Source organism: Mesorhizobium ciceri biovar biserrulae WSM1271, from assembly GCF_000185905.1.
Lineage (GTDB): Bacteria > Pseudomonadota > Alphaproteobacteria > Rhizobiales > Rhizobiaceae > Mesorhizobium > Mesorhizobium ciceri.
Genome location: NC_014923.1, coordinates 1,932,480 through 1,949,813 on the forward strand (window position 1 = coordinate 1,932,480; position 17,334 = coordinate 1,949,813).

The following is a 17,334-nucleotide window of genomic DNA, read 5'->3' on the forward strand; positions in this document are numbered from 1 at the left end:
AGATCATCCTTTGACGGCGCCAGCCATGAGACCGCGCACGAAGTAGCGGCCGGCGAGCACATAGACGAGAAGGGTGGGCAGTGCCGCGATCATCGCGGCGGCCATGTTGACGTTGTATTCGACGACGCCGGTCGAGGTGTTGACGACGTTGTTGAGCGCCACCGTCATCGGCATCGCGTCGCCGGTGCCGGCGTAAGCCGAGGCGAAGAGGAAGTCGTTCCAGATGTTGGTGAACTGGTAGATGACGGTGACGACGAAGATCGGCATTGAGTTCGGCAGCATGATGCGGCGGAAGATCTGGAAGAAGGATGCGCCGTCGACCTGTGCCGCCTTGACCAGTTCGGTCGGAAACGCCTCGTAGTAGTTGCGGAAGAACAGCGTGGTGAAGCCGATGCCGTAGACGACGTGGACGAAGACCAGGTTGACCGTCGGGTTGCCGAGACCGAAGCTCGTTCCGACCGAGTTCTGCAGTGTGACGCCGAAGCGGCCGAGGCTGCCGAGGATGGTCGCCATCGGCAGCAGCACCGACTGGAACGGAATGAAGCAGGCGAACAGCATCAGCCCGAACACCAGCGTCGCGCCGCGAAAACGCCATTTGGTCAGAACGTAGCCGTTCAGCGCGCCCAGCATGGTCGAAATCAGAACGGCCGGAACCACCATCTTGATGGAGTTCCAGAAATAGCCCTTGATGCCGGCGCAGGTGAGGCCGACGCAGGTCTCGCCCCACGCCTTCAGCCACGGGTCGAAGGTCGGCGCCTTGGGCAGCGCCAGCATGTTGCCGTTCTGGATCTCGTCCATGGTCTTGAACGAGGTCACCAGCATGACGAACAGCGGCATCAGGTAAAACAGCGCAAACAGAGCCAGCAGCCCGTAGATGACGATGCGGTTGATGACCTTGACGTTGACGCCGCCGGAGGCCTGGTGGGCGGGAGTGGTGACGGCGCTCATCGCGGCTTCTCCCGCAGTTCCGAATAGAGATAGGGCACGATGATGGCGACGATGGTCATCAGCATGATCACCGCACTGGCGGAGCCGACGGCCATTTCGTTGCGCTTGAACGTGTACTCATACATGAAGTTGGACGGCAGCCACGCCGAGCCGCCGGGCCCGCCGCTGGTCAGTGCGACCACGAGATCGTAGGACTTGATGGCGAGATGCGCGAGCACGATGAAGGCCGACAGGAAGATCGGCCGCAGCAGCGGAATGACGATGCGGCGATAGAGCTGGAAGGTGGTGGCGCCATCGATCTGCGCCGCCTTCATGATCTCGCCGTCGATGCCGCGCAGGCCAGCCAGGAACATCGCCATGATGAAGCCGGAGGCCTGCCAGACGCCGGCAATGACCACTGTGTAGATGACGAAATCCTTGTTCTTGATCCAGTCGAAATGGAAGCTCGTCCAGCCCCATTGATGCAAGGTCTGCTCGAGACCGAGGCCGGGATCGAGGAACCATTTCCAGGCGACGCCGGTGACGATGAAGGACAGCGCCATCGGATAGAGATAGATCGGCCTCAACACGCCTTCGCCGCGGATCTTCTGGTCGAGCAGGATGGCCAGGAACAGGCCGAGCGCCAGGCAGATTGCGATGTAGAGGAAACCGAAAATACCCATATTGGTGATCGACGTGTACCAGCTCGACGGCGGGTCGGTGTCGAAGGTCCAGCCCCACAGCCGCTGATAGGCGCGCGAGCCGGTTAGGACATAGGACGGGAAGGTCTTGGAATTGGTGAAGGACAGATAAATCGTCCACAGGATGAAGCCGTAGACGAAGACGATGGTGATGCCGAAGCTCGGCGCCAGCACGATCTTCGGCAATGCGTCCTGCAGGCGCGAGCGCACCGAGGCGCGTGGCCGCGCATGCTCCGGCGTCAGCTTGATCTGGCTTGTCGCTACCGTGCTCATGGGGCTCCTCCCGTCGACTCGCGGCCAACCAGCTTCGCGGATCTATGTTCGCGGATCTGGGCCTTCCCCGCCGGAGCGGGGAAGGCGTTTTTGGCGCGTGCTTACTTGGCGTCGTCGATCGCCTTGACCAGCTCGGTCACGGCTTCGTCCGAGGTCTTGATCTGACCATGGACGAATTTGGAGACGACATCCTTATAGGCATTGGCGACCGCCGGAGGCGCGCCATAGCCCTGGGCCAGCGAGCCGAACAGCGTGCCGCCTTCATTGGCTGCCTTCAGGTCGGCGATGCCCTTCTTGCCGCAAGCGTCGAAGTCGGTGTCCGGAACGTCGGTACGGGCCGGGACCGAACCCTTGACGACGTTGAAGGCCGACTGGAAGCTCTTCGACAGGGTGGCGGTGGCCAGTGCGACCTGGGCGGCCTTGCGGTCGTCGGGAACATTGAACATGCCGAACATGTCGGAGTTGTAGATCACCGAGCCGTCGGTGCCCGGGAAGCGATAGCACAGGAAGTCGGTGCCCGGGGTCTTGTTGGCGGCGTGGAACTCGCCCTTCGCCCAGTCGCCCATGACCTGCACCAGGGCATCGCCCTTGATGACCATGGCGGTGGCAAGGTTCCAGTCGCGGCCCGAGAAGTTGGGGTCGACATAGGTGACGAGCTTGGCCAGATTGTCGAACGACTTCTTCATCGTGTCGGACTTCAGGGACTCGTCATCGAGGTCGTTGAAGGCCTTCTTGTAGAACTCGGGTCCGCCGGTCGACAGCACGACGGAGTCGAACATGGTGGCTTCCTGCCAGTTCTGGCCGCCGAGAGCGAGCGGGATCACGCCTGCCGCCTTGGCCTTGTCGAGCAGGGCAACGAAGTCGTCGAAGGTCTTCGGCTCGGTGCCGCCGATCTTGTCCAGGACGGCCTTGTTGATCCACAGCCAGTTGACCGAGTGAACATTGACCGGCGCCGCGACCCACTTGCCGTCATAGACCGAAAACTTCTGCAGGGCTGCCGGAACGGACTTGTCCCAGCCTTCCTTCTTCGCCGTTTCGGTCAGGTCGCCCATGACGCCGGCGGCTGCATAGTCGAGCACGGTGTAGCCGAGCATCTGCGAGGCGGTCGGATAATTGCCGGCCGCGACCATCGCCTTCAGCGCGGTCATGGCGGCATCGCCGCCGCCGCCGGCCACCGGCACATCCTTCCAGGCATAGCCTTCCTTGGCCAGATCGCCTTTGAGGACGTTGAGGGCAGCCGCTTCGCCGCCTGACGTCCACCAATGCAGCATCTGCACTTCCTTGACGTCCTCGGCATGGGCCGCGAAAGCGAGCCCCGATGCGAGAGCCGTTCCGATAAGCAGTTTGCGCAACATGTACTTCCTCCCTTGTTGCATTACACGACCGGCGGATGCCGCCGGGTTCTTCTCAACTCAGCCGACCCACCACCCGGTGCGCTGGCCGCGATGAAACTGGATTGTCTTTTCCTCGGTATAATCCTCGACGGCGCGTTTGCCGAGTTCGCGTCCGAGACCGGACTGCTTGTAGCCTCCGAAAGGCAACTCGGGATAACCTTCCATGAACGTGTTCACCCAAACGGTTCCCGAACGCACGCCGCGCGCGACCGACATGCAAGTGTCGATGCTGGCGCTCCACACGCCTGCCGACAAACCATAGGGCGTGTTGTTGGCGATGTGCAACGCCTTTTCAATCGATTCAAAAGTCAGCACCGAGAGCACCGGGCCGAACACTTCCTCGCGCGCTATGGCCATGTCCTCGGTGACGCCGCGGATGATGGTGGGATCGAGGTATTGACCGATATTGGAGGCCAATTGCTTGCCTCCGCTGTAGATGCTGCTGCCCTCGGTTGCGGCTGCCGCAACGTAACCGGCCACCTTGGCCAAATGGTCGGACGAGATCATCGCGCCGACCTTGGTTTGGTCATCGAGCGGATCGCCGACCGTGACCCTGGCGGTAAGCGCCTTGACGGCGCCGAGAAAATCGTCGGCGATCGCCTCGTGCACGATCAGCCGGCTGCCGGCATTGCAGCACTCGCCGGCATTGAAGAAGCCGCCGAACACCGCCGCATCGGCGGCCGCTTCGAGGTCGGCGTCCTGGAAGACGATCTGGCCGTTCTTGCCGCCGAGCTCCATCGAGACTTTCTTCAGCGACTGCGCGGCGGATGCCATCGTCATCTTGCCGACGCGGGTGGAGCCGGTGAACGAGACCATTTCGACCAGCGGATGGCTGACCATCGGCGCACCGACATCGGCGCCAAGTCCGGCCAGGATATTGACGGCGCCGGCGGGCAGGCCGGCCTGCATCAGGATGTCGCCGAGCACGAAGGTCGAGGCCGAGGTCATTTCGCTCGGCTTGACCACCGCCGTGCAGCCGGCGGCGAGCGCGAAGGGCAGTTTCTGGCTGACGATCAGGAACGGGAAATTCCACGGGGTGATGATCGAGACGACGCCGATCGGTTCGCGCAGGACGACACCCAGCATGGCGTCGCCGAGATTCGCGTAGGTTTCACCATGCAGGGTGCGGGCAAGCGAGGCGGCATAGCGCCAGATGTCGACGGCGCCGCCGATCTCGCCGCGTGCCTGGGCGATCGGTTTGCCCGATTCCAGTGCGTCGAGCCGGGCGATGTCTTCCAGCCGGCCCTCGATCAGATCAGCTGCCCTGAGCAGGATCGCGGCACGTTCGGCCGCCTTCATGCGCGGCCATGGACCCGTTTCGAAAGCCCTGTGGGCGGCAAGCACAGCGGCTTCCACTTCGGCCTCACCGGCCTGCGCATAGTGCGAGACGGTGAAGCCGTGGCCGGGGCTGTTTCGAGCAATCGTGCGGCCGTCGCGGGCATCGACATGCTTGCCGTTGATCAGCAGCTTGTAGCCTTTCGGGGCTTCGGCCGCCTCGGCCGGCATGGCGATCTTCAGGGGTGCGTTCATATGTTTGCTCTAGGATCTCGAAAAGGCCGGCTTCTGCTTGGCCTTGAAGGCATCGACGCCGGCCTTCAGATCGCCGGTCAGGGCGATGAAGCCGCTGGCCAGCGCTTCGGTGGCGGCGGCACTTTCCTCGCCTTCGGCGACCGCGATCATCAGCTTGGCGGCTTCCGTCGCCAGCGGGCCGCGCTCGGCGATCTTTTCCGCCCACGCCTTTGCTTCTTCGTGTGCGTTGCCAGTTGCGACCACCCGGTCGACGATGCCCAGGGCGAGTGCCTCGGGGGCGAGAAGGATCTCGCCGCCCAGCGCCATGCGGCGCACCGTCTGCGCGCCGAAGCGGCGCACGGCGCGCTGCGTACCGGACCAGCCGGGCACGACGCCAATCGAGGTTTCCGGGAAGCCTAATTTCACTTGTGTTTCCGCCACGCGCAAGTCGCAAGCCGCAGCCAGTTCCAGGCCGCCGCCCAGCGCATGGCCGGACAGGACGGCGATTGTCGGCTGCCGCAGCCGCGCCAAGCGGTCGAAGACGCGATGGCCGTAGCGCACCCACTGCACCTGGAAATCGGCGGCACTCATCTGCGCCCAGGCTTCGACATCGCCACCGGCGCAAAAGCCCTTGCCTTCGCCGCGCAGCAGCACGACGCGGACGCCCTCGGCCATCTCGGCCGCGTCGAGCGCCGTCTCTAGCGCCCGCAGCATCGGAATGTCCAGTGCGTTGAATTTCTCCGGCCGGCGCAGCGTGATGGTACCGATGGCGCCATCCTGCTCGAAGGTGACGAGAGGCTCAGCCACGCGCGCCTCCGAGCGAGGCGCCGCCATTCAGCGACAGGCCTATCGGTTGCTCCTGATAGAGGGCTGCCGGTGTCGTCTTGAGGTCCTTGGCAACGGCCAACGGAATTTCCGACTGGGCCAGCACATCCCGCTGCAGATCGATGCCGGGTGCGAGTTCTGTGACGACCAACCCCTCCGGCGTCAGCTTCATCACGCAGCGTTCGGTGACATAGGTGATGTCCTGTCCCTGCGCCACCGCGCGCTTGCCCGAAAACGAGATGTGCTCGACTTCGTTGACCACCTTCTTGACCCTGCCCTCGTGGTCGATGCGGATGCCGCCATCGGCCAGAGACAGCTTGGCGCCGGCGTTGAAGAAGCCGGAGAAGACGATCTTCTTCGCCCGTGCGGTGATGTCGACAAAGCCGCCGGCGCCGGCGGTGACATGCGGCCGCGCCGAAAGCTTCGAAACATTCACAGAGCCGTGTCGATCGATCTGCAGGAAGGACAGCAGCGAGGCGTCGAAGCCGCCGGCCTGGAAATAGATGAACTGGTGCGGCGAGGGCATGAAGGCGTCGGCGTTCGATGAGCAGCCGAATTTGAAGTCGAGCAGCGGCACGCCGCCGACCGCGCCCTGTTCGATCACCCAGGTAATTTTGCCGTGCTGGCCTTCCTCGAGAAGGATGCGCGGCACATTGGCGGAAATGCCGAACCCGATGTTGACGGCCATGCCGTCGCGTAACTCCATGGCGACGCGGCGCGCGATCACCTTCTGCACGTTCATCTCCGGCGTGCGGAAGCTCGACAGCGGCCGGAAGATTTCTCCGGAGATCGCCGGGTCGTAGGGTGTCAGCGTCGTCTGCAATTGGTCGGGCGCGACGACGATATGGTCGACCAGAACGCCGGGCACGCGCACGTCATGCGGTTTCAGCGTGCCGTTCTCGACGACGCGCTTGACCTGCGCGATGACGATGCCGCCATTGTTGCGGGCGGCGAGCGCCTGTTCGAGGCCGCCGAGATAGGCGCCCTCATGCTCGTAGGTGAGGTTGCCGCGCTCGTCGGCCGACGTGGCGCGGATGATCGACACTTGCGGCACGATGGAGCGGAAATAGAGCCATTCCTCGCCGTCGAACTGCTGCACCGAAACGATCGGCTCGCTGGCGGCGGCGTTCATGGCGCAGCCCTGGTGGCGCGGGTCGGCGAAGGTGTCGAGGCCGACCTTGGTCAGCACGCCCGGCCGCTTGGCCGCGGCTTCGCGGTGCATATCGAACAGGATGCCGGACGGCACGTTGTAGGCGGCGACCGAATTGTCGCCGATCATCTTCCAGATCTGCGGCGGTTCGGAAGAGGAGGGGCCGGACGGGTAGGAGCCGCACAAGGTACGCTTCAGCAGTCCCGGCTTGGCCAGATGGTCGATGCCTTTGATGCCATACATGTCGCCGGCTGCGATCGGGTGCAGTGTGGTGATGTTCTTCGGATGGCCTTCTGCGTCGAAGCGTTCGCCGATCGCGGCGAGCACCGCATCGGGGCAGCCGAGGCCGCTCGACGAGGACACCGACACGACCATGCCGTCCTTGACCAGGCCGGCTGCCTGCGCTGCGGAGACCACCTTGCTCAATTCACACTCCCGAGCTTAGGCTCGATTGCGACCGCCTTGCCTGATTTCGCGGTTTGCAATGCTGCTTCGACTGACGCCGATGACCAGATGCTGTCCTCGCCTTGCGCGCGGATGGCGTTGATCATGAACTGCCTGACGATCGTGCTGGCACCGATCAAGCTCCATTTGACGCTCATGCAGCGCCTCCCGAACCGGCCGCCCTGTTTCGAATGCGGCGATCCGGGCCGCAGCTTTCCCTGACCACCAGATTGACCGCGCCGATATGGTCTTCGGCCCGTGTTGTGCGTGACTGGATCATTTTCAACATGACATGGGCGGCGCGTTCGCCGAGGCCCGCCGAGTCCACCGCGACGCTGGTCAGAGCCGGCATGTAGTGCTCGGCCTCGGCCACATCGTCGAAGCCGACGATGGCGAAATCAACTCCCGGCTCAAGCCCGCGCTTGCGCAGCGCCAGCATGGCGCCAAAGGCGACGGCGTCGTTGAAGCAGAGTGCCGCGGTCGGCGGTTCAGCCATTGCGAGAGCGGTTTCGAGGCATGCGATACCACCTCTGCGGCTGGTCTCTCCCTCGACGACCAGAGTGTCGCGGTCGGAGATGCCCTGCGTCTCGCAGGCTTCGCGAAATCCGCCAAGCCGCTCGTGATAGACGACGAGATCGGACGAGCCGCCGAAGAAGACCAGCCGGCGATGTCCCTTGCCGATCAGATGAGCGGTGGCGAGATAGGCGCCGCGATGATTGTCGGGCGCGATGACCGGAATGCGGCTCTCGGGAAGCCGGCGCATGGCGAAGACCACCGGCAGACCTGCCGTCTCGATCCGCCTGAAGGCGCCCGGCGTCGTGCCGCGAGCCGGCGACACGATGAGGCCGGCGACGCCTTGCTCCATCAGCGACTTCAGCACTTCTTCCTGGCGCACCGGATTTTCCGCCGTGTTGGCGATGAACGGCACGATGCCGGCCGACTGGAAGACCCGCTCCATGCCAACCGCCAGCTCCGCGAAGAAAGGATTGGTGAGATCGTTGATGACCATGCCGATGACGTTGGAGTGCGCCTTGCGCAGATTGGCGGCGCCGCGGTTGTAGACGTAACCGACATCCTCGATCGCCTTGCGCACCTTGCTCGCTGTTTCGGGCCGGATCAGTCCGCTGCCCTGGAGCACGAGCGATACCGTCGATTTGGACACGCCCGCTTCGCGGGCGATGTCGAATATCGTCGCCTTGGCCCGGTTGGCCATCCAGATGCATCCTCCCGACTGCAGGCCCAAAACTATTGGAACGTTCTAATCTCTGCTCCGCTCGTGAGTCAATCGGGATTTTTCCCGCGCCTCGAACATCGATTGTGCGTACTCAAATGGCATGCTCCATAAGGCTTTCTTGTTGCAATGCAGCATTTCATCCTGCAGGGAGTTCGAATCTTAAAGGTCCTTGATTTATTGGAACGTTCCATTTAGTAGCGTTGTGAAGGGAGCGATGGATGGACATTTCCTTGCCTGGTGAGGGTGGCGGCAGCACCCGGTACACGCTGGTTGGCGAGCCCGTGCAGCCTGACATCGGCGCGCGATTTTCGCGTATCGCCTATGCCGCCGCGCACGTCGTTGCCGATCCGCTCGCCATGACCGATCCGTGGTCCAGACCGGTGATCGACTGGGAGAGGACGATGGCGTTCCGTCACCATCTGTGGCGGCTGGGCTTTCGCATCGCCGAAGCGATGGACACGTCGCAGCGTGGCATGGGCTTCGACTGGGCAAATGCGCAGGAATTGATCCGCCGCTCGATCGCCGAGGCGCGCACGGTCGATGGCGCCGATCTCGCCTCGGGCGCCGGCACCGACCATCTGGCGCCCGCCGCCGCCAAAACAATCGATGACGTCATCAAGGCCTATGAAGAGCAGTTCGCTTTTATCGAAGGGCTCGGCGGCAAGGCTATCATGATGGCCAGCCGGGCGTTGGCGGCAGTTGCCAAAGGGCCGGACGACTATGTCAGCGTCTACGACCGCATCCTGTCACAGTCCTCCGGCAAGGTCATCCTGCACTGGCTGGGCGACATGTTCGATCCGGCGCTCAGGGGCTATTGGGGCAGCGAGAATTTCGAGGTCGCTCTCGATACAGTCGTTGCCATCATCGAATGCCACGTTGGCAAGGTGGAGGGGATAAAAATCTCACTGCTCGATGCCGGCAAGGAGGTCGCGCTGAGGAACCGTCTGCCGGACGGCGTCGTCATGTTCACCGGCGACGATTTCAATTATCCCGAACTGATCGCCGGCGACGAGAAAAGGCACTCGCACGCATTGCTGGGTATTTTCGACGCCATCGCGCCGGTCGCCAACGCGGCGCTGGCGAAACTGGCGGAAGGCGACCGCGCCGGCTTTGACGCGTTGATGGCACCAACCGTGCCGCTGTCGCGAAAGATCTTCGAGGCGCCGACCGAGTATTACAAGGCCGGCATCGTCTTCATGGCCTGGCTGAATGGCCATCAGGATCATTTTGCGATGGTCGGCGGTATGCAGTCGGCGCGCGGCATCCGTTACTATGCCGACGTGTTCCGCCTTGCCGACCAGGCCGGATTGCTGGCCGATCCGGAACTGGCGGTGACCAGGATGAAGAGCCTTTGCACCGTCGCGGGGGTTTGAAGCGCGCAAAGTGGTTCTCATCATCGACGTAACAGGCCAGGAATGCCGGGCGTCGCTAACGTCTCCGCCACAGCCAAAAAGGCGCGATTGCCTCGTCTGGATGAAAAATGGGCTTGGTCGCCCTTCCCAGATCGGCAGGTGGCATTCCTGCGGGATCATGGTGCGTCAGGTCGAGAAGCAGCGGCCCAAGCCGATCCGGATCGACAGTTTCGGCCGACATGGTGTGTGGCTTGTTCTCGTGCGCAACAAGCCAGTGCAGCGCCTGGACCAGTCCCAGTCCCTCGGCTGTCTTGTGTTGCCAGAGATTGTCACCGACCGAAGACAGGACACGGGCCAGCGACGTCCAGCCTTGCAAGGTAAACATGGCGTAGTGCCTGGGGCGCGTGCGGGACAGTTCCCTGGGCAAGGAGCCATCGGCTGCGATCTGGGTTGCTAGTCTCTCCCGAGCATAGAGGCTGATCTTGGCCAGGGTGGCGCTGTCGCCAAGAAACGTGGCGATCGATGCCCGCTGCAAATCGTAATATGTTCCCTGGTTGCTGCTGCTGCAGAAGGCCGTCGCGGCTGCCGGCGCGGTGTCCAGCCATTCGCAGTAGGAACCGAGCCAGGCTCTGAACGCATCGCGATCCTCGTCGCCCAGTACTCCTGTTCGCTCGAGCAGGCGTACGGCATCCAGGAAGAAATAGAAATCCTTCAGCTCGATGATGCCGTGGCCGGACCCTTCATTGTTGTCGTGGCCCGACCGCACCTGCGCATAGCGCAAATGCGGGTTCATTCTTGTCCTGGGATCGATAAACCATGCGCGAATGAGCCTGGCGGCGTGGACGGCATAATGATGCCCATCAAGCACGGTTGCGGCGAGCGCAAGCACGGTTGTGTCGTCGAAGACGCGCTGCAAGCGTGTGCGATCGTAGGTTTCGCTTCCTGCTGCATACAATGCCGTGCCGGGCACGCGTTCGCCATCGCGCCGGATATAGGGCAGGCCGTCGGGTCTGTCGGGGTCGGGCCACCAGTAAGGCGCGGGGTGAAAATAGTCCTGGGGATCCCCGCTGGGGGCTAGGCCAGTCTTGTCGAGCACGCTGAACGGACCGCGGGCGAGTGCCTGTCCGGCCGCGGTTTCGAGATGGTGCAGGATGGGCCCGTCCTTCACCGCGTTGGCCAGGGCGTCTTCGTCATAAAAGGCCAGGCGGGAGGTATCAAGCCGAGCGGCGACTGCCTTGGCGTCACATTGATCGACCATATCGACGATCGCCTGATCGCGGCTGACCAGACGAGCGACGAAGCCGGCCTTGCCGATCTCGAGATGCGAACGCCCTGAATCCAGGCGCGCCACCCAGCCCGCTTTCTGGAGCAGCCCGGCATCCGCTGCCCGGACCGGGCGTGGGAAATCCCAGGCGTCGTCGCGGTAGCGGTCCCAGGGGCCGGGAACTGCCAACCGCCACAGCATCTCGATTTTTGGCCGCCTTCCGTAACCATAGTTTTCGTCGAACAGTTGCGTGGTATCGGCTCGAAATATGATCTGCGGCTCCTCCTCGGCCGGCGGCTGGAAGCTCTGGTCCAGCAGAAGCGCATTGTCGACAATGCGCGCCATGGGCACCACAGCGTAGGGAAGGTGCGGGTTTTTCTCGATCGCGGACCGTATCCGCTGGAACGCAGAGTCTGTCAGGTAGCAGTTCCCGTCCCAGGGCATCAGCCATTTTGCCCTGTCGCGGGCAATCGCGAGCGCGGCGTTGCGAGCCCCATTGTTGTTCATCACATAGAGGTTCTTGCTGCGGCGGATGTGCGTTTCGTAACGCGCGGACTGTCCGCTCGCCCGGCCCTTCTCTGAGAATCGGAGGTCGCCGGCAACAAGCTGGTCGACGTCCCAGGATATCTTCCGGTACTGATCGAGTTCGAAGGGGATTGTATGAAAATTCTGGCGGCGGCTTTCGAGCAGGCCGATGATCCGGGCTTCCTCGTCGGTGTCGACTATTCGATTGACGATCCAGAATTTTTCGCAGGCGTCGAAGACCGGTTCGTTGTCCAGAATGAACAGCACGTTGTCGAATGACTGGCCCTTGCGGTGTCGTGGTTCCAGATCATTGCCGATGATCCGGACGAGCATGAAGCTGTCGGCAATCTGCGAGATCGGCGACGCCGTGTAAGTCTCGCGGGCGGCCTCGATCCGCTTGCCGAGTCCGCGCCGGTATTCAGCATTCTGCTTTGCGGAAATGAGCGCGTTGCCCAATGTCGACCACGGCGACCGCAATTGCGTGCGCACACGGTTCAGTTCGCGATATATCTTCGGCCAGGACGATAGTTTTGTCCTACCGGGCTGTGAGCTCATGACGGCACGCAGGGAGACCGGATCCCGATCACCGCCTCGGGGATGCGCGCGGTTTCGCCAATCATTCCGACTTCGACTCTGGACCATTTCTGAGCGTGAGGCGACCAAGCCCTGAATTGTGCGACACGATCAATCATGGAAAACGTCTCTCGCATGTAACGTTGCGAATGTCCTGTTATGTTCTGCTGCATAAGTGACGGCAGGTTGCCAGGCAACGCCGACAGGACAATGCGATAAATCAAATCCGAAAACCACATAGCATGGCAAATGCCCCGGCATCGGCGATTCGCCTTCACGCAAAGGCAAGCTCGCAAAAGATGCGCCGGTGATCGCAATTTTCTTGGAACCAATCCTCCCGGCGCGCGACCAAGCGATGTGTCCAAACATGGTCAGCTTGTGGCGGCCGCATTCGACCGCCATTGCATCGAATGCATGAGTTATCTGCCACTCCCCGCATATCACCTCACGGCCCTAGCCTCGTCCGTCCTGCATTGTTGAACCCGACAACCCTTTGCTTACTATATGGTTTTCCAGGCCTTGCCGGCTGCTCCTATGCGTGCTTACTTGTGGTTGTTTTCACGAGGGGGATACAATCATGCGTTTTCTACTTGCTGCGGTCGCCATGCTGTCGTTCGCCGCCACCGCGGCTCTGGCCGATCCAGCTTCGGACTTCAAAAGAGCCGATCAGGCATTGAACCAGACCTTCAAGCAAATCCAGAAGCGGCTTACGGATGATTCCGACGGCAAGGCACGGTTCGTGAAAGCGCAGAGAGCGTGGATTGCGTTCCGCAACGCCGAATGCACGTTTCAATCCAGCGGTGACGATGGTGGCTCCGCGGCGCCGATGGTTGCCGCTGCTTGTCAGGCTGACCTGACCAAGGCCCGCACCAAGCAGTTGAAGGCCTACCTGAACTGCCAGGAGGGTGACCTCTCTTGCCCGGTGCCATCAGAATAATCTGGAGTGACAAAATGCCGAATTTCAAGATGAGATATGTGCTGATCGCGCTTGTGCCGTTGGCGGTTGCCGGTTGCGTCAGCGCTGAGGATCAGCGCGCAATGGATCAGCAACAGTGCGCTTCTTACGGCTACAGGCCAGGAACCAACAGGTTTGCCGACTGCATGATGCAACAGACCTCACAACGTTCAGAAGATGAGCAGCGCTCGTTGGATCGCATGGCCGCGCAAGAACAGAGAGACAAGGATCGCAAGGAAGCGCGTCGAAAGGACGACAGCTACATCGATCCAAGGCCGAGTTACGACAAGGACGGCAATCCGAATTTCGACACTCAAGGCAATTACCAAGGGTGTCACGGCGCGGGATGTTTGGTCGACAATCCAGACAATAACGATGACGATGACCAGTAGGCTGGCTCCGCGAGGCTCTCGTTCCTGCCCCCTATAGTCCGGACCTCAACCCAATCGAGAAACCACCCTTCGCCAACTTCAAGCACTACATGCGGCGTTGCGCCAGGTGCAGGCTAGAGGTCAACCCAAATGCGAACCGCTCTACCTCGGCGAACAGCCGGGAAATGCCGATCCCGCACACGCGATCCGCGATTCCATCAGCTTGAAGGATGGTTCCGGAACTTTTTGCCGCAATGGCAGGTTCGAGCGACATGACGAAACTATCTGACCCTGGCCCGCCGTTCCCAGCAAGCTGCACGGCGGCCAGGACATCCCGGAAGAAGATCATTACTGCGGGCAGAAGGTTGACCAGCGCGATTTACTCCAGGTGTTCTGGAGGAAGAGCCGGGGCATTGAGCGCTGAACCGAGCCAGCTGCAACGATCATCGAATTCCCCCGAAGAAAGTACCTGCCTCTAGAAGCGCTTTCGGATCAGGGGCCGTTTCAGGGCAAAGCGGGCGATATTGTCGAGCGTTCTTGGCACCGCCATCTCCCCGATGCCCTCAATGGCGCCCTTGGCCGCTGCGTCCTCACGAAAGCGCACTATCCATTCTTCCGTGAGGCTGTCCCGTTGAACAGTGAATCTCGAATTGGCGGTGTCTTCCGGGACCTGGACGCCCATATAATCCGCCACAGCTTCCAGATAGGGCCGTGGGTCTTGCTGCAAATCTTCGTAGACGAATTGACGACAATCCAGCCCCGCAAGTTGTAGGTAGGACCTCCAGAACGCATAGCTTCGATCAACCTGGAAATATGCTTGGCTGATGTCGGCGAAGCTATAAGGAACAGCGCGCGGATTGACTTTCCCTTCGTGCCGGCTCGTCCACACTCCAGACATCCTAGCTCGGTAGAACGAAATAGCTTGCTGAATTCGGTCGCGACGTTCCAACAAAATGAATTCCAAGCCGTGTTTTCTTCGTATCTCGAATAGAAAATCCTTTCCGAATTTCTCCTTACACCAGGCCAGATGGCGCGGAAACAACTTGATCGCAAACCGCCCGTTGTCGGTCGCCGCTTTCTCGATGGCCGCTTTTTCAAGATCATCATAGGTGCGGGGATCGAAGCGTAGATAGGCCGGATCAAGCCATTCCTCCGACCGTCCCATCAGGCCAGTTGCGTTCGTCAGGCTTCCCAGCCAATTCGAACCGCTTCTTCCCTCTGTAAGAATCGCAACGCCCCGCATAAAATCCTCACTTCACCTTGTCCCGCAACGCATGCCGCAAGGCCCGCTTACCTTCAATCCAAATCAGCGCTGCGTTCCCGCCCCATGTCCAGGAACACCGTGTTCAGCTTATTGCCGCCGTGATCTTCGTTGCCATCTTGTCGGCATCACCAGGGTTTTGGCTGGATTCCAGACCAGATGACCACGCAATTCATCTAGGACGCCGCATCGGCCGCCATCGTCATTGTGGGCGTGTTCGCCGTCGCCGACACGTCGCCACGCGATTGCTGCGCCTGCCCAGGAGTGTCCTCTGTCGAACAACCGTGAGGGTTGTTTTCGCCGCCATCACTATTTTTGTGAACCAATTCACCCGAGGCGCGACCAAGTGATGTGTCCAAACATGGTTCATCAAGGAGAACGTCTTATGTTTACTGTCTCGAGAAACGTCTTTTTGGCCGCCATCGCCGTTTCGGTGCTGGCCGGCTGCAAGACAACCGCTCCCAGGGAATGCGACAAGCTGAAGCCTGGCGTCACCTATAATGGCAAATGCTGCGGCATCGGCGAGCCTTGCCGCGAAGGCAAGGGCGGCGGCGACAGGCCGGGAAATACGCCTGATCCAGCGCCGCAATGATCTGATTGCGTGTCGCCCGTTCCGGTCAGCGCTGGGACGGGCGCGTTGCGCTCGAAAGCTCGCCAACGTCCAGCCTCCCCTTGAGGCACCGTATCGTCCAGCTCTGTGTAACGCGCGCCCTGGACGGCCTTGTGCCACGCTGTGCCCTGCTTATCCCAAGTGAGGAGTTCTTCCGCCAGCACCTCGACGCTGCTCATCCCGCGCGTCATGCCCACGCGCTTTGTCTGGCGAGCCGGCCAGCATGTCGATCCAAGTCTGATTTGTCTGGTTGGATGGTGGGCGTGACAGGGATTGAACCTGTGACCCCTGCAATGTCAATGCAGTGCTCTCCCGCTGAGCTACACGCCCATCCGAAGCCGCGCATACACCATTTTTGATCCAGCGCGTCAATAGCAGGAAAAAGGAAAGAAGGCGTCGTCTCGCCGCAGTGGCGAAGAGGTGCGGCGCCTCGCCTAGAAAACGGCTCAGGCCGCCTGCAGCATCTTCTCCACCTCATTGACGAGGTCGCGCAGATGGAATGGCTTCGACAGCACCTTGGCGTCTTTTGGCGCCTTGGAATCCGGGTTCAACGCAACAGCGGCGAAACCGGTGATGAACATGACTTTCAGGTCGGGATCGATCTCGGTGGCGCGGCGCGCCAGCTCGATGCCGTCCATCTCCGGCATGACGATGTCGGTCAGCAGCAGCGAGAACGGTTCTTCGCGCAGCCGCTCATAGGCGCTGGCGCCATTGTCGAAATCGCTGACCTGGTAACCGGCGCGCTCCAGCGCCTTGACGAGGAACCGACGCATATCGTCGTCGTCTTCCGCCAGAAGAATGCGTGCCATGATATCCTGTCCGAATCACCCGCCCGAGATTGCCGTTGGGCAAGCCCGTTAACCATCCTGTATATGAGGAGGTGAGGGTAAACATCAAGTGAACGCGGACGGCGATGATCCATATTTGCCGCGGGTGTGCCGCCGCTGAAATGCTGGACACGCGGCCTGCAAGGTGGCACTTTCACATCATGATGCACTGGTGTTTTCGGGTTCGTTCAAATTGAAGACGGCAGCCGAGGATTTTTCGGTCTTTCCACCCTTCGAAATCCGGTCGGGCGCCGAGCAGCGCGTCCCCTTCCTCTTCAACTCGCCGCATAGCGGCCGCTATTATCCCGAACGCTTCCTGGCCATGGCAAGGCTGGACCGCAACGCCATCCGCCGGTCGGAAGACTGTTACGTCGATGAGCTGTTCGGCGGTGCCGTGGCGCTCGGCGCGCCGCTGCTGGCGGCGAATTTTCCGAGGGCCTATCTCGACGTCAATCGCGAGCCGTGGGAGCTCGATCCTCGCATGTTCGCCGAGCCAGTGCCGTCCTTCTGCAACATCCGCTCGGCGCGGGTGGCGGGTGGGCTTGGCACGGTGCCGAAGCTGGTCGGCGAGGGGCTCGACATCTATTCCGGCCGCCTGCCGCTGTCGGAAGCCGTTGCCCGGATCGAAACCGTCTACAAGCCCTATCACGAGACGCTGAAGCGGCTTTTGACCCGGACCCATGCGCGGTTCGGTTTTGCCGTGCTGATCGACTGTCATTCGATGCCGGCGAGCATCCGTGTCGGCGACAGCGGGCTGCGGCCCGACTTCATCATCGGCGACCGTTTCGGCATCTCGGCAACCGCCGCCCTGACCGAGACCGCGATCGGCCTGCTCAGCGCCATGGGCTATTCGGTTGCCCACAACAAACCCTATGCCGGCGGCTTCATCACCGAGCATTACGGCCGCCCGGCGCGCCATCTGCATGCGCTCCAGATCGAGGTCAATCGCGGGCTCTACATGAACGAACGGACATTCGAGAAGGCCGCCGGCTTCGATGCGCTGGCCGACGATCTGACGCGGTTCTCAGCCGACCTGATGTCGATGCCCGATCATCATTTCATCGACCTGCCGCTGGCCGCGGAGTGAAATCGCGGCGTAAAAAAAGACCGCATCGTTTGCACGATACGGTCGAAGTCTA

At 61.6% G+C, this 17,334-nt stretch carries 18 protein-coding genes and 1 tRNA gene; 5 read left to right on the forward strand and 14 right to left on the reverse strand.

Annotated elements, in window-relative coordinates:
- Positions 1 to 3: 3 nt before the first annotated feature.
- The 8 genes from MESCI_RS09320 to MESCI_RS09355 all read right to left on the reverse strand — a co-directional run bounded on the left by MESCI_RS09320 (position 4) and on the right by MESCI_RS09355 (position 8,436).
- Positions 4 to 948 (reverse strand): carbohydrate ABC transporter permease, encoded by a 945-nt coding sequence (locus tag MESCI_RS09320; RefSeq protein ID WP_013529699.1) that lies wholly within the window; start codon positions 946 to 948, stop codon positions 4 to 6.
- Positions 945 to 1,901: a carbohydrate ABC transporter permease gene (locus MESCI_RS09325; RefSeq protein WP_013529700.1), complete on the reverse strand. Its 957-nt coding sequence runs from the start codon at positions 1,899 to 1,901 to the stop codon at positions 945 to 947. The genes MESCI_RS09320 and MESCI_RS09325 overlap by 4 nt, the downstream gene beginning before the upstream one ends.
- A 101-nt stretch (positions 1,902 to 2,002) precedes the next feature.
- Positions 2,003 to 3,256: an ABC transporter substrate-binding protein gene (locus tag MESCI_RS09330; protein WP_013529701.1), complete on the reverse strand. Its 1,254-nt coding sequence runs from the start codon at positions 3,254 to 3,256 to the stop codon at positions 2,003 to 2,005.
- Positions 3,257 to 3,313: 57 nt separating this feature from the next.
- Entirely contained in the window at positions 3,314 to 4,825 is a 1,512-nt protein-coding gene (locus MESCI_RS09335) for an aldehyde dehydrogenase family protein (RefSeq protein ID WP_013529702.1), read from the reverse strand.
- Positions 4,826 to 4,834: 9 nt separating this feature from the next.
- Positions 4,835 to 5,611, reverse strand: a complete 777-nt coding sequence (locus tag MESCI_RS09340) for an enoyl-CoA hydratase/isomerase family protein (RefSeq protein WP_013529703.1) — start codon at positions 5,609 to 5,611, stop codon at positions 4,835 to 4,837.
- Positions 5,604 to 7,205: an acyl CoA:acetate/3-ketoacid CoA transferase gene (locus MESCI_RS09345; protein ID WP_013529704.1), complete on the reverse strand. Its 1,602-nt coding sequence runs from the start codon at positions 7,203 to 7,205 to the stop codon at positions 5,604 to 5,606. The genes MESCI_RS09340 and MESCI_RS09345 overlap by 8 nt, the downstream gene beginning before the upstream one ends.
- Positions 7,202 to 7,381: a hypothetical protein gene (locus MESCI_RS09350; protein WP_013529705.1), complete on the reverse strand. Its 180-nt coding sequence runs from the start codon at positions 7,379 to 7,381 to the stop codon at positions 7,202 to 7,204. Before MESCI_RS09350 ends, MESCI_RS09345 begins: the two co-directional genes overlap by 4 nt.
- Positions 7,378 to 8,436 (reverse strand): LacI family DNA-binding transcriptional regulator, encoded by a 1,059-nt coding sequence (locus MESCI_RS09355; protein ID WP_013529706.1) that lies wholly within the window; start codon positions 8,434 to 8,436, stop codon positions 7,378 to 7,380. The genes MESCI_RS09350 and MESCI_RS09355 overlap by 4 nt, the downstream gene beginning before the upstream one ends.
- A gap of 239 nt (positions 8,437 to 8,675) precedes the next feature.
- On the opposite strand from MESCI_RS09355, the gene MESCI_RS09360 reads away from it, so the two are divergent.
- Entirely contained in the window at positions 8,676 to 9,830 is a 1,155-nt protein-coding gene (locus MESCI_RS09360; RefSeq protein ID WP_013529707.1) for a dihydrodipicolinate synthase family protein, read from the forward strand.
- A 55-nt stretch (positions 9,831 to 9,885) separates the two neighbouring features.
- Here MESCI_RS09360 and MESCI_RS09365 read toward each other — a convergent pair whose 3' ends face one another.
- A complete protein-coding gene (locus MESCI_RS09365) occupies positions 9,886 to 12,261 on the reverse strand; it encodes an alginate lyase family protein (RefSeq protein WP_245268600.1) in 2,376 nt (791 codons plus the stop codon).
- A 21-nt stretch (positions 12,262 to 12,282) separates the two neighbouring features.
- A complete protein-coding gene (locus tag MESCI_RS09370) occupies positions 12,283 to 12,573 on the reverse strand; it encodes a hypothetical protein (protein WP_145923782.1) in 291 nt (96 codons plus the stop codon).
- Positions 12,574 to 12,775: 202 nt separating this feature from the next.
- On the opposite strand from MESCI_RS09370, the gene MESCI_RS09375 reads away from it, so the two are divergent.
- On the forward strand, positions 12,776 to 13,108 hold the full coding sequence (locus tag MESCI_RS09375; protein ID WP_245268601.1) for a lysozyme inhibitor LprI family protein: 333 nt from the start codon (positions 12,776 to 12,778) through the stop codon (positions 13,106 to 13,108).
- Positions 13,109 to 13,122: 14 nt separating this feature from the next.
- Positions 13,123 to 13,518, forward strand: coding sequence for a hypothetical protein (locus MESCI_RS09380; protein WP_013529710.1), 396 nt, complete (start codon positions 13,123 to 13,125; stop codon positions 13,516 to 13,518).
- 85 nt (positions 13,519 to 13,603) lie between these two features.
- Here MESCI_RS09380 and MESCI_RS09385 read toward each other — a convergent pair whose 3' ends face one another.
- Together MESCI_RS09385 and MESCI_RS09390 are read right to left on the reverse strand one after the other, a co-directional pair.
- Positions 13,604 to 13,771: a hypothetical protein gene (locus MESCI_RS09385; RefSeq protein WP_164919869.1), complete on the reverse strand. Its 168-nt coding sequence runs from the start codon at positions 13,769 to 13,771 to the stop codon at positions 13,604 to 13,606.
- Positions 13,772 to 13,972: 201 nt separating this feature from the next.
- Complete coding sequence (locus MESCI_RS09390) at positions 13,973 to 14,740, reverse strand: Stf0 family sulfotransferase (protein ID WP_013529711.1); 768 nt, start codon at positions 14,738 to 14,740, stop codon at positions 13,973 to 13,975.
- A 403-nt stretch (positions 14,741 to 15,143) separates the two neighbouring features.
- Here MESCI_RS09390 and MESCI_RS09395 point away from each other — a divergent pair, with 403 nt between their 5' ends.
- Positions 15,144 to 15,350, forward strand: a complete 207-nt coding sequence (locus MESCI_RS09395) for a hypothetical protein (protein WP_013529712.1) — start codon at positions 15,144 to 15,146, stop codon at positions 15,348 to 15,350.
- Between the two features lie 273 nt (positions 15,351 to 15,623).
- Here the strand turns inward: MESCI_RS09395 and MESCI_RS09400 are convergent.
- Together MESCI_RS09400 and cpdR are read right to left on the reverse strand one after the other, a co-directional pair.
- Positions 15,624 to 15,698, reverse strand: a tRNA-Val gene (locus MESCI_RS09400).
- A 116-nt stretch (positions 15,699 to 15,814) separates the two neighbouring features.
- Complete coding sequence (gene cpdR, locus MESCI_RS09405; RefSeq protein ID WP_006199474.1) at positions 15,815 to 16,177, reverse strand: cell cycle two-component system response regulator CpdR; 363 nt, start codon at positions 16,175 to 16,177, stop codon at positions 15,815 to 15,817.
- Between the two features lie 163 nt (positions 16,178 to 16,340).
- On the opposite strand from cpdR, the gene MESCI_RS09410 reads away from it, so the two are divergent.
- Positions 16,341 to 17,282 carry an N-formylglutamate amidohydrolase gene (locus tag MESCI_RS09410; protein ID WP_013529713.1) on the forward strand — a complete coding sequence of 314 codons (942 nt, stop codon included), beginning with the start codon at positions 16,341 to 16,343 and terminating at the stop codon, positions 17,280 to 17,282.
- Positions 17,283 to 17,334 lie beyond the last annotated feature (52 nt).

Excerpts from the sequence above, each read along its gene's own strand:
- MESCI_RS09320 (WP_013529699.1), bottom strand. The coding sequence starts at position 948 with ATGAGCGCCGTCACCACTCCCGCCCACCAGGCCTCCGGCGGCGTCAAC.
- MESCI_RS09325 (WP_013529700.1), bottom strand. The coding sequence starts at position 1,901 with ATGAGCACGGTAGCGACAAGCCAGATCAAGCTGACGCCGGAGCATGCG.
- MESCI_RS09330 (WP_013529701.1), bottom strand. The coding sequence starts at position 3,256 with ATGTTGCGCAAACTGCTTATCGGAACGGCTCTCGCATCGGGGCTCGCT.
- MESCI_RS09335 (WP_013529702.1), bottom strand. The coding sequence starts at position 4,825 with ATGAACGCACCCCTGAAGATCGCCATGCCGGCCGAGGCGGCCGAAGCC.
- MESCI_RS09350 (WP_013529705.1), bottom strand. The coding sequence starts at position 7,381 with ATGAGCGTCAAATGGAGCTTGATCGGTGCCAGCACGATCGTCAGGCAG.
- MESCI_RS09355 (WP_013529706.1), bottom strand. The coding sequence starts at position 8,436 with ATGGCCAACCGGGCCAAGGCGACGATATTCGACATCGCCCGCGAAGCG.
- MESCI_RS09360 (WP_013529707.1), top strand. The coding sequence starts at position 8,676 with ATGGACATTTCCTTGCCTGGTGAGGGTGGCGGCAGCACCCGGTACACG.
- MESCI_RS09370 (WP_145923782.1), bottom strand. The coding sequence starts at position 12,573 with ATGGCGGTCGAATGCGGCCGCCACAAGCTGACCATGTTTGGACACATC.
- MESCI_RS09375 (WP_245268601.1), top strand. The coding sequence starts at position 12,776 with ATGCTGTCGTTCGCCGCCACCGCGGCTCTGGCCGATCCAGCTTCGGAC.
- MESCI_RS09380 (WP_013529710.1), top strand. The coding sequence starts at position 13,123 with ATGCCGAATTTCAAGATGAGATATGTGCTGATCGCGCTTGTGCCGTTG.
- MESCI_RS09385 (WP_164919869.1), bottom strand. The coding sequence starts at position 13,771 with ATGTCGCTCGAACCTGCCATTGCGGCAAAAAGTTCCGGAACCATCCTT.
- MESCI_RS09390 (WP_013529711.1), bottom strand. The coding sequence starts at position 14,740 with ATGCGGGGCGTTGCGATTCTTACAGAGGGAAGAAGCGGTTCGAATTGG.
- MESCI_RS09395 (WP_013529712.1), top strand. The coding sequence starts at position 15,144 with ATGTTTACTGTCTCGAGAAACGTCTTTTTGGCCGCCATCGCCGTTTCG.
- cpdR (WP_006199474.1), bottom strand. The coding sequence starts at position 16,177 with ATGGCACGCATTCTTCTGGCGGAAGACGACGACGATATGCGTCGGTTC.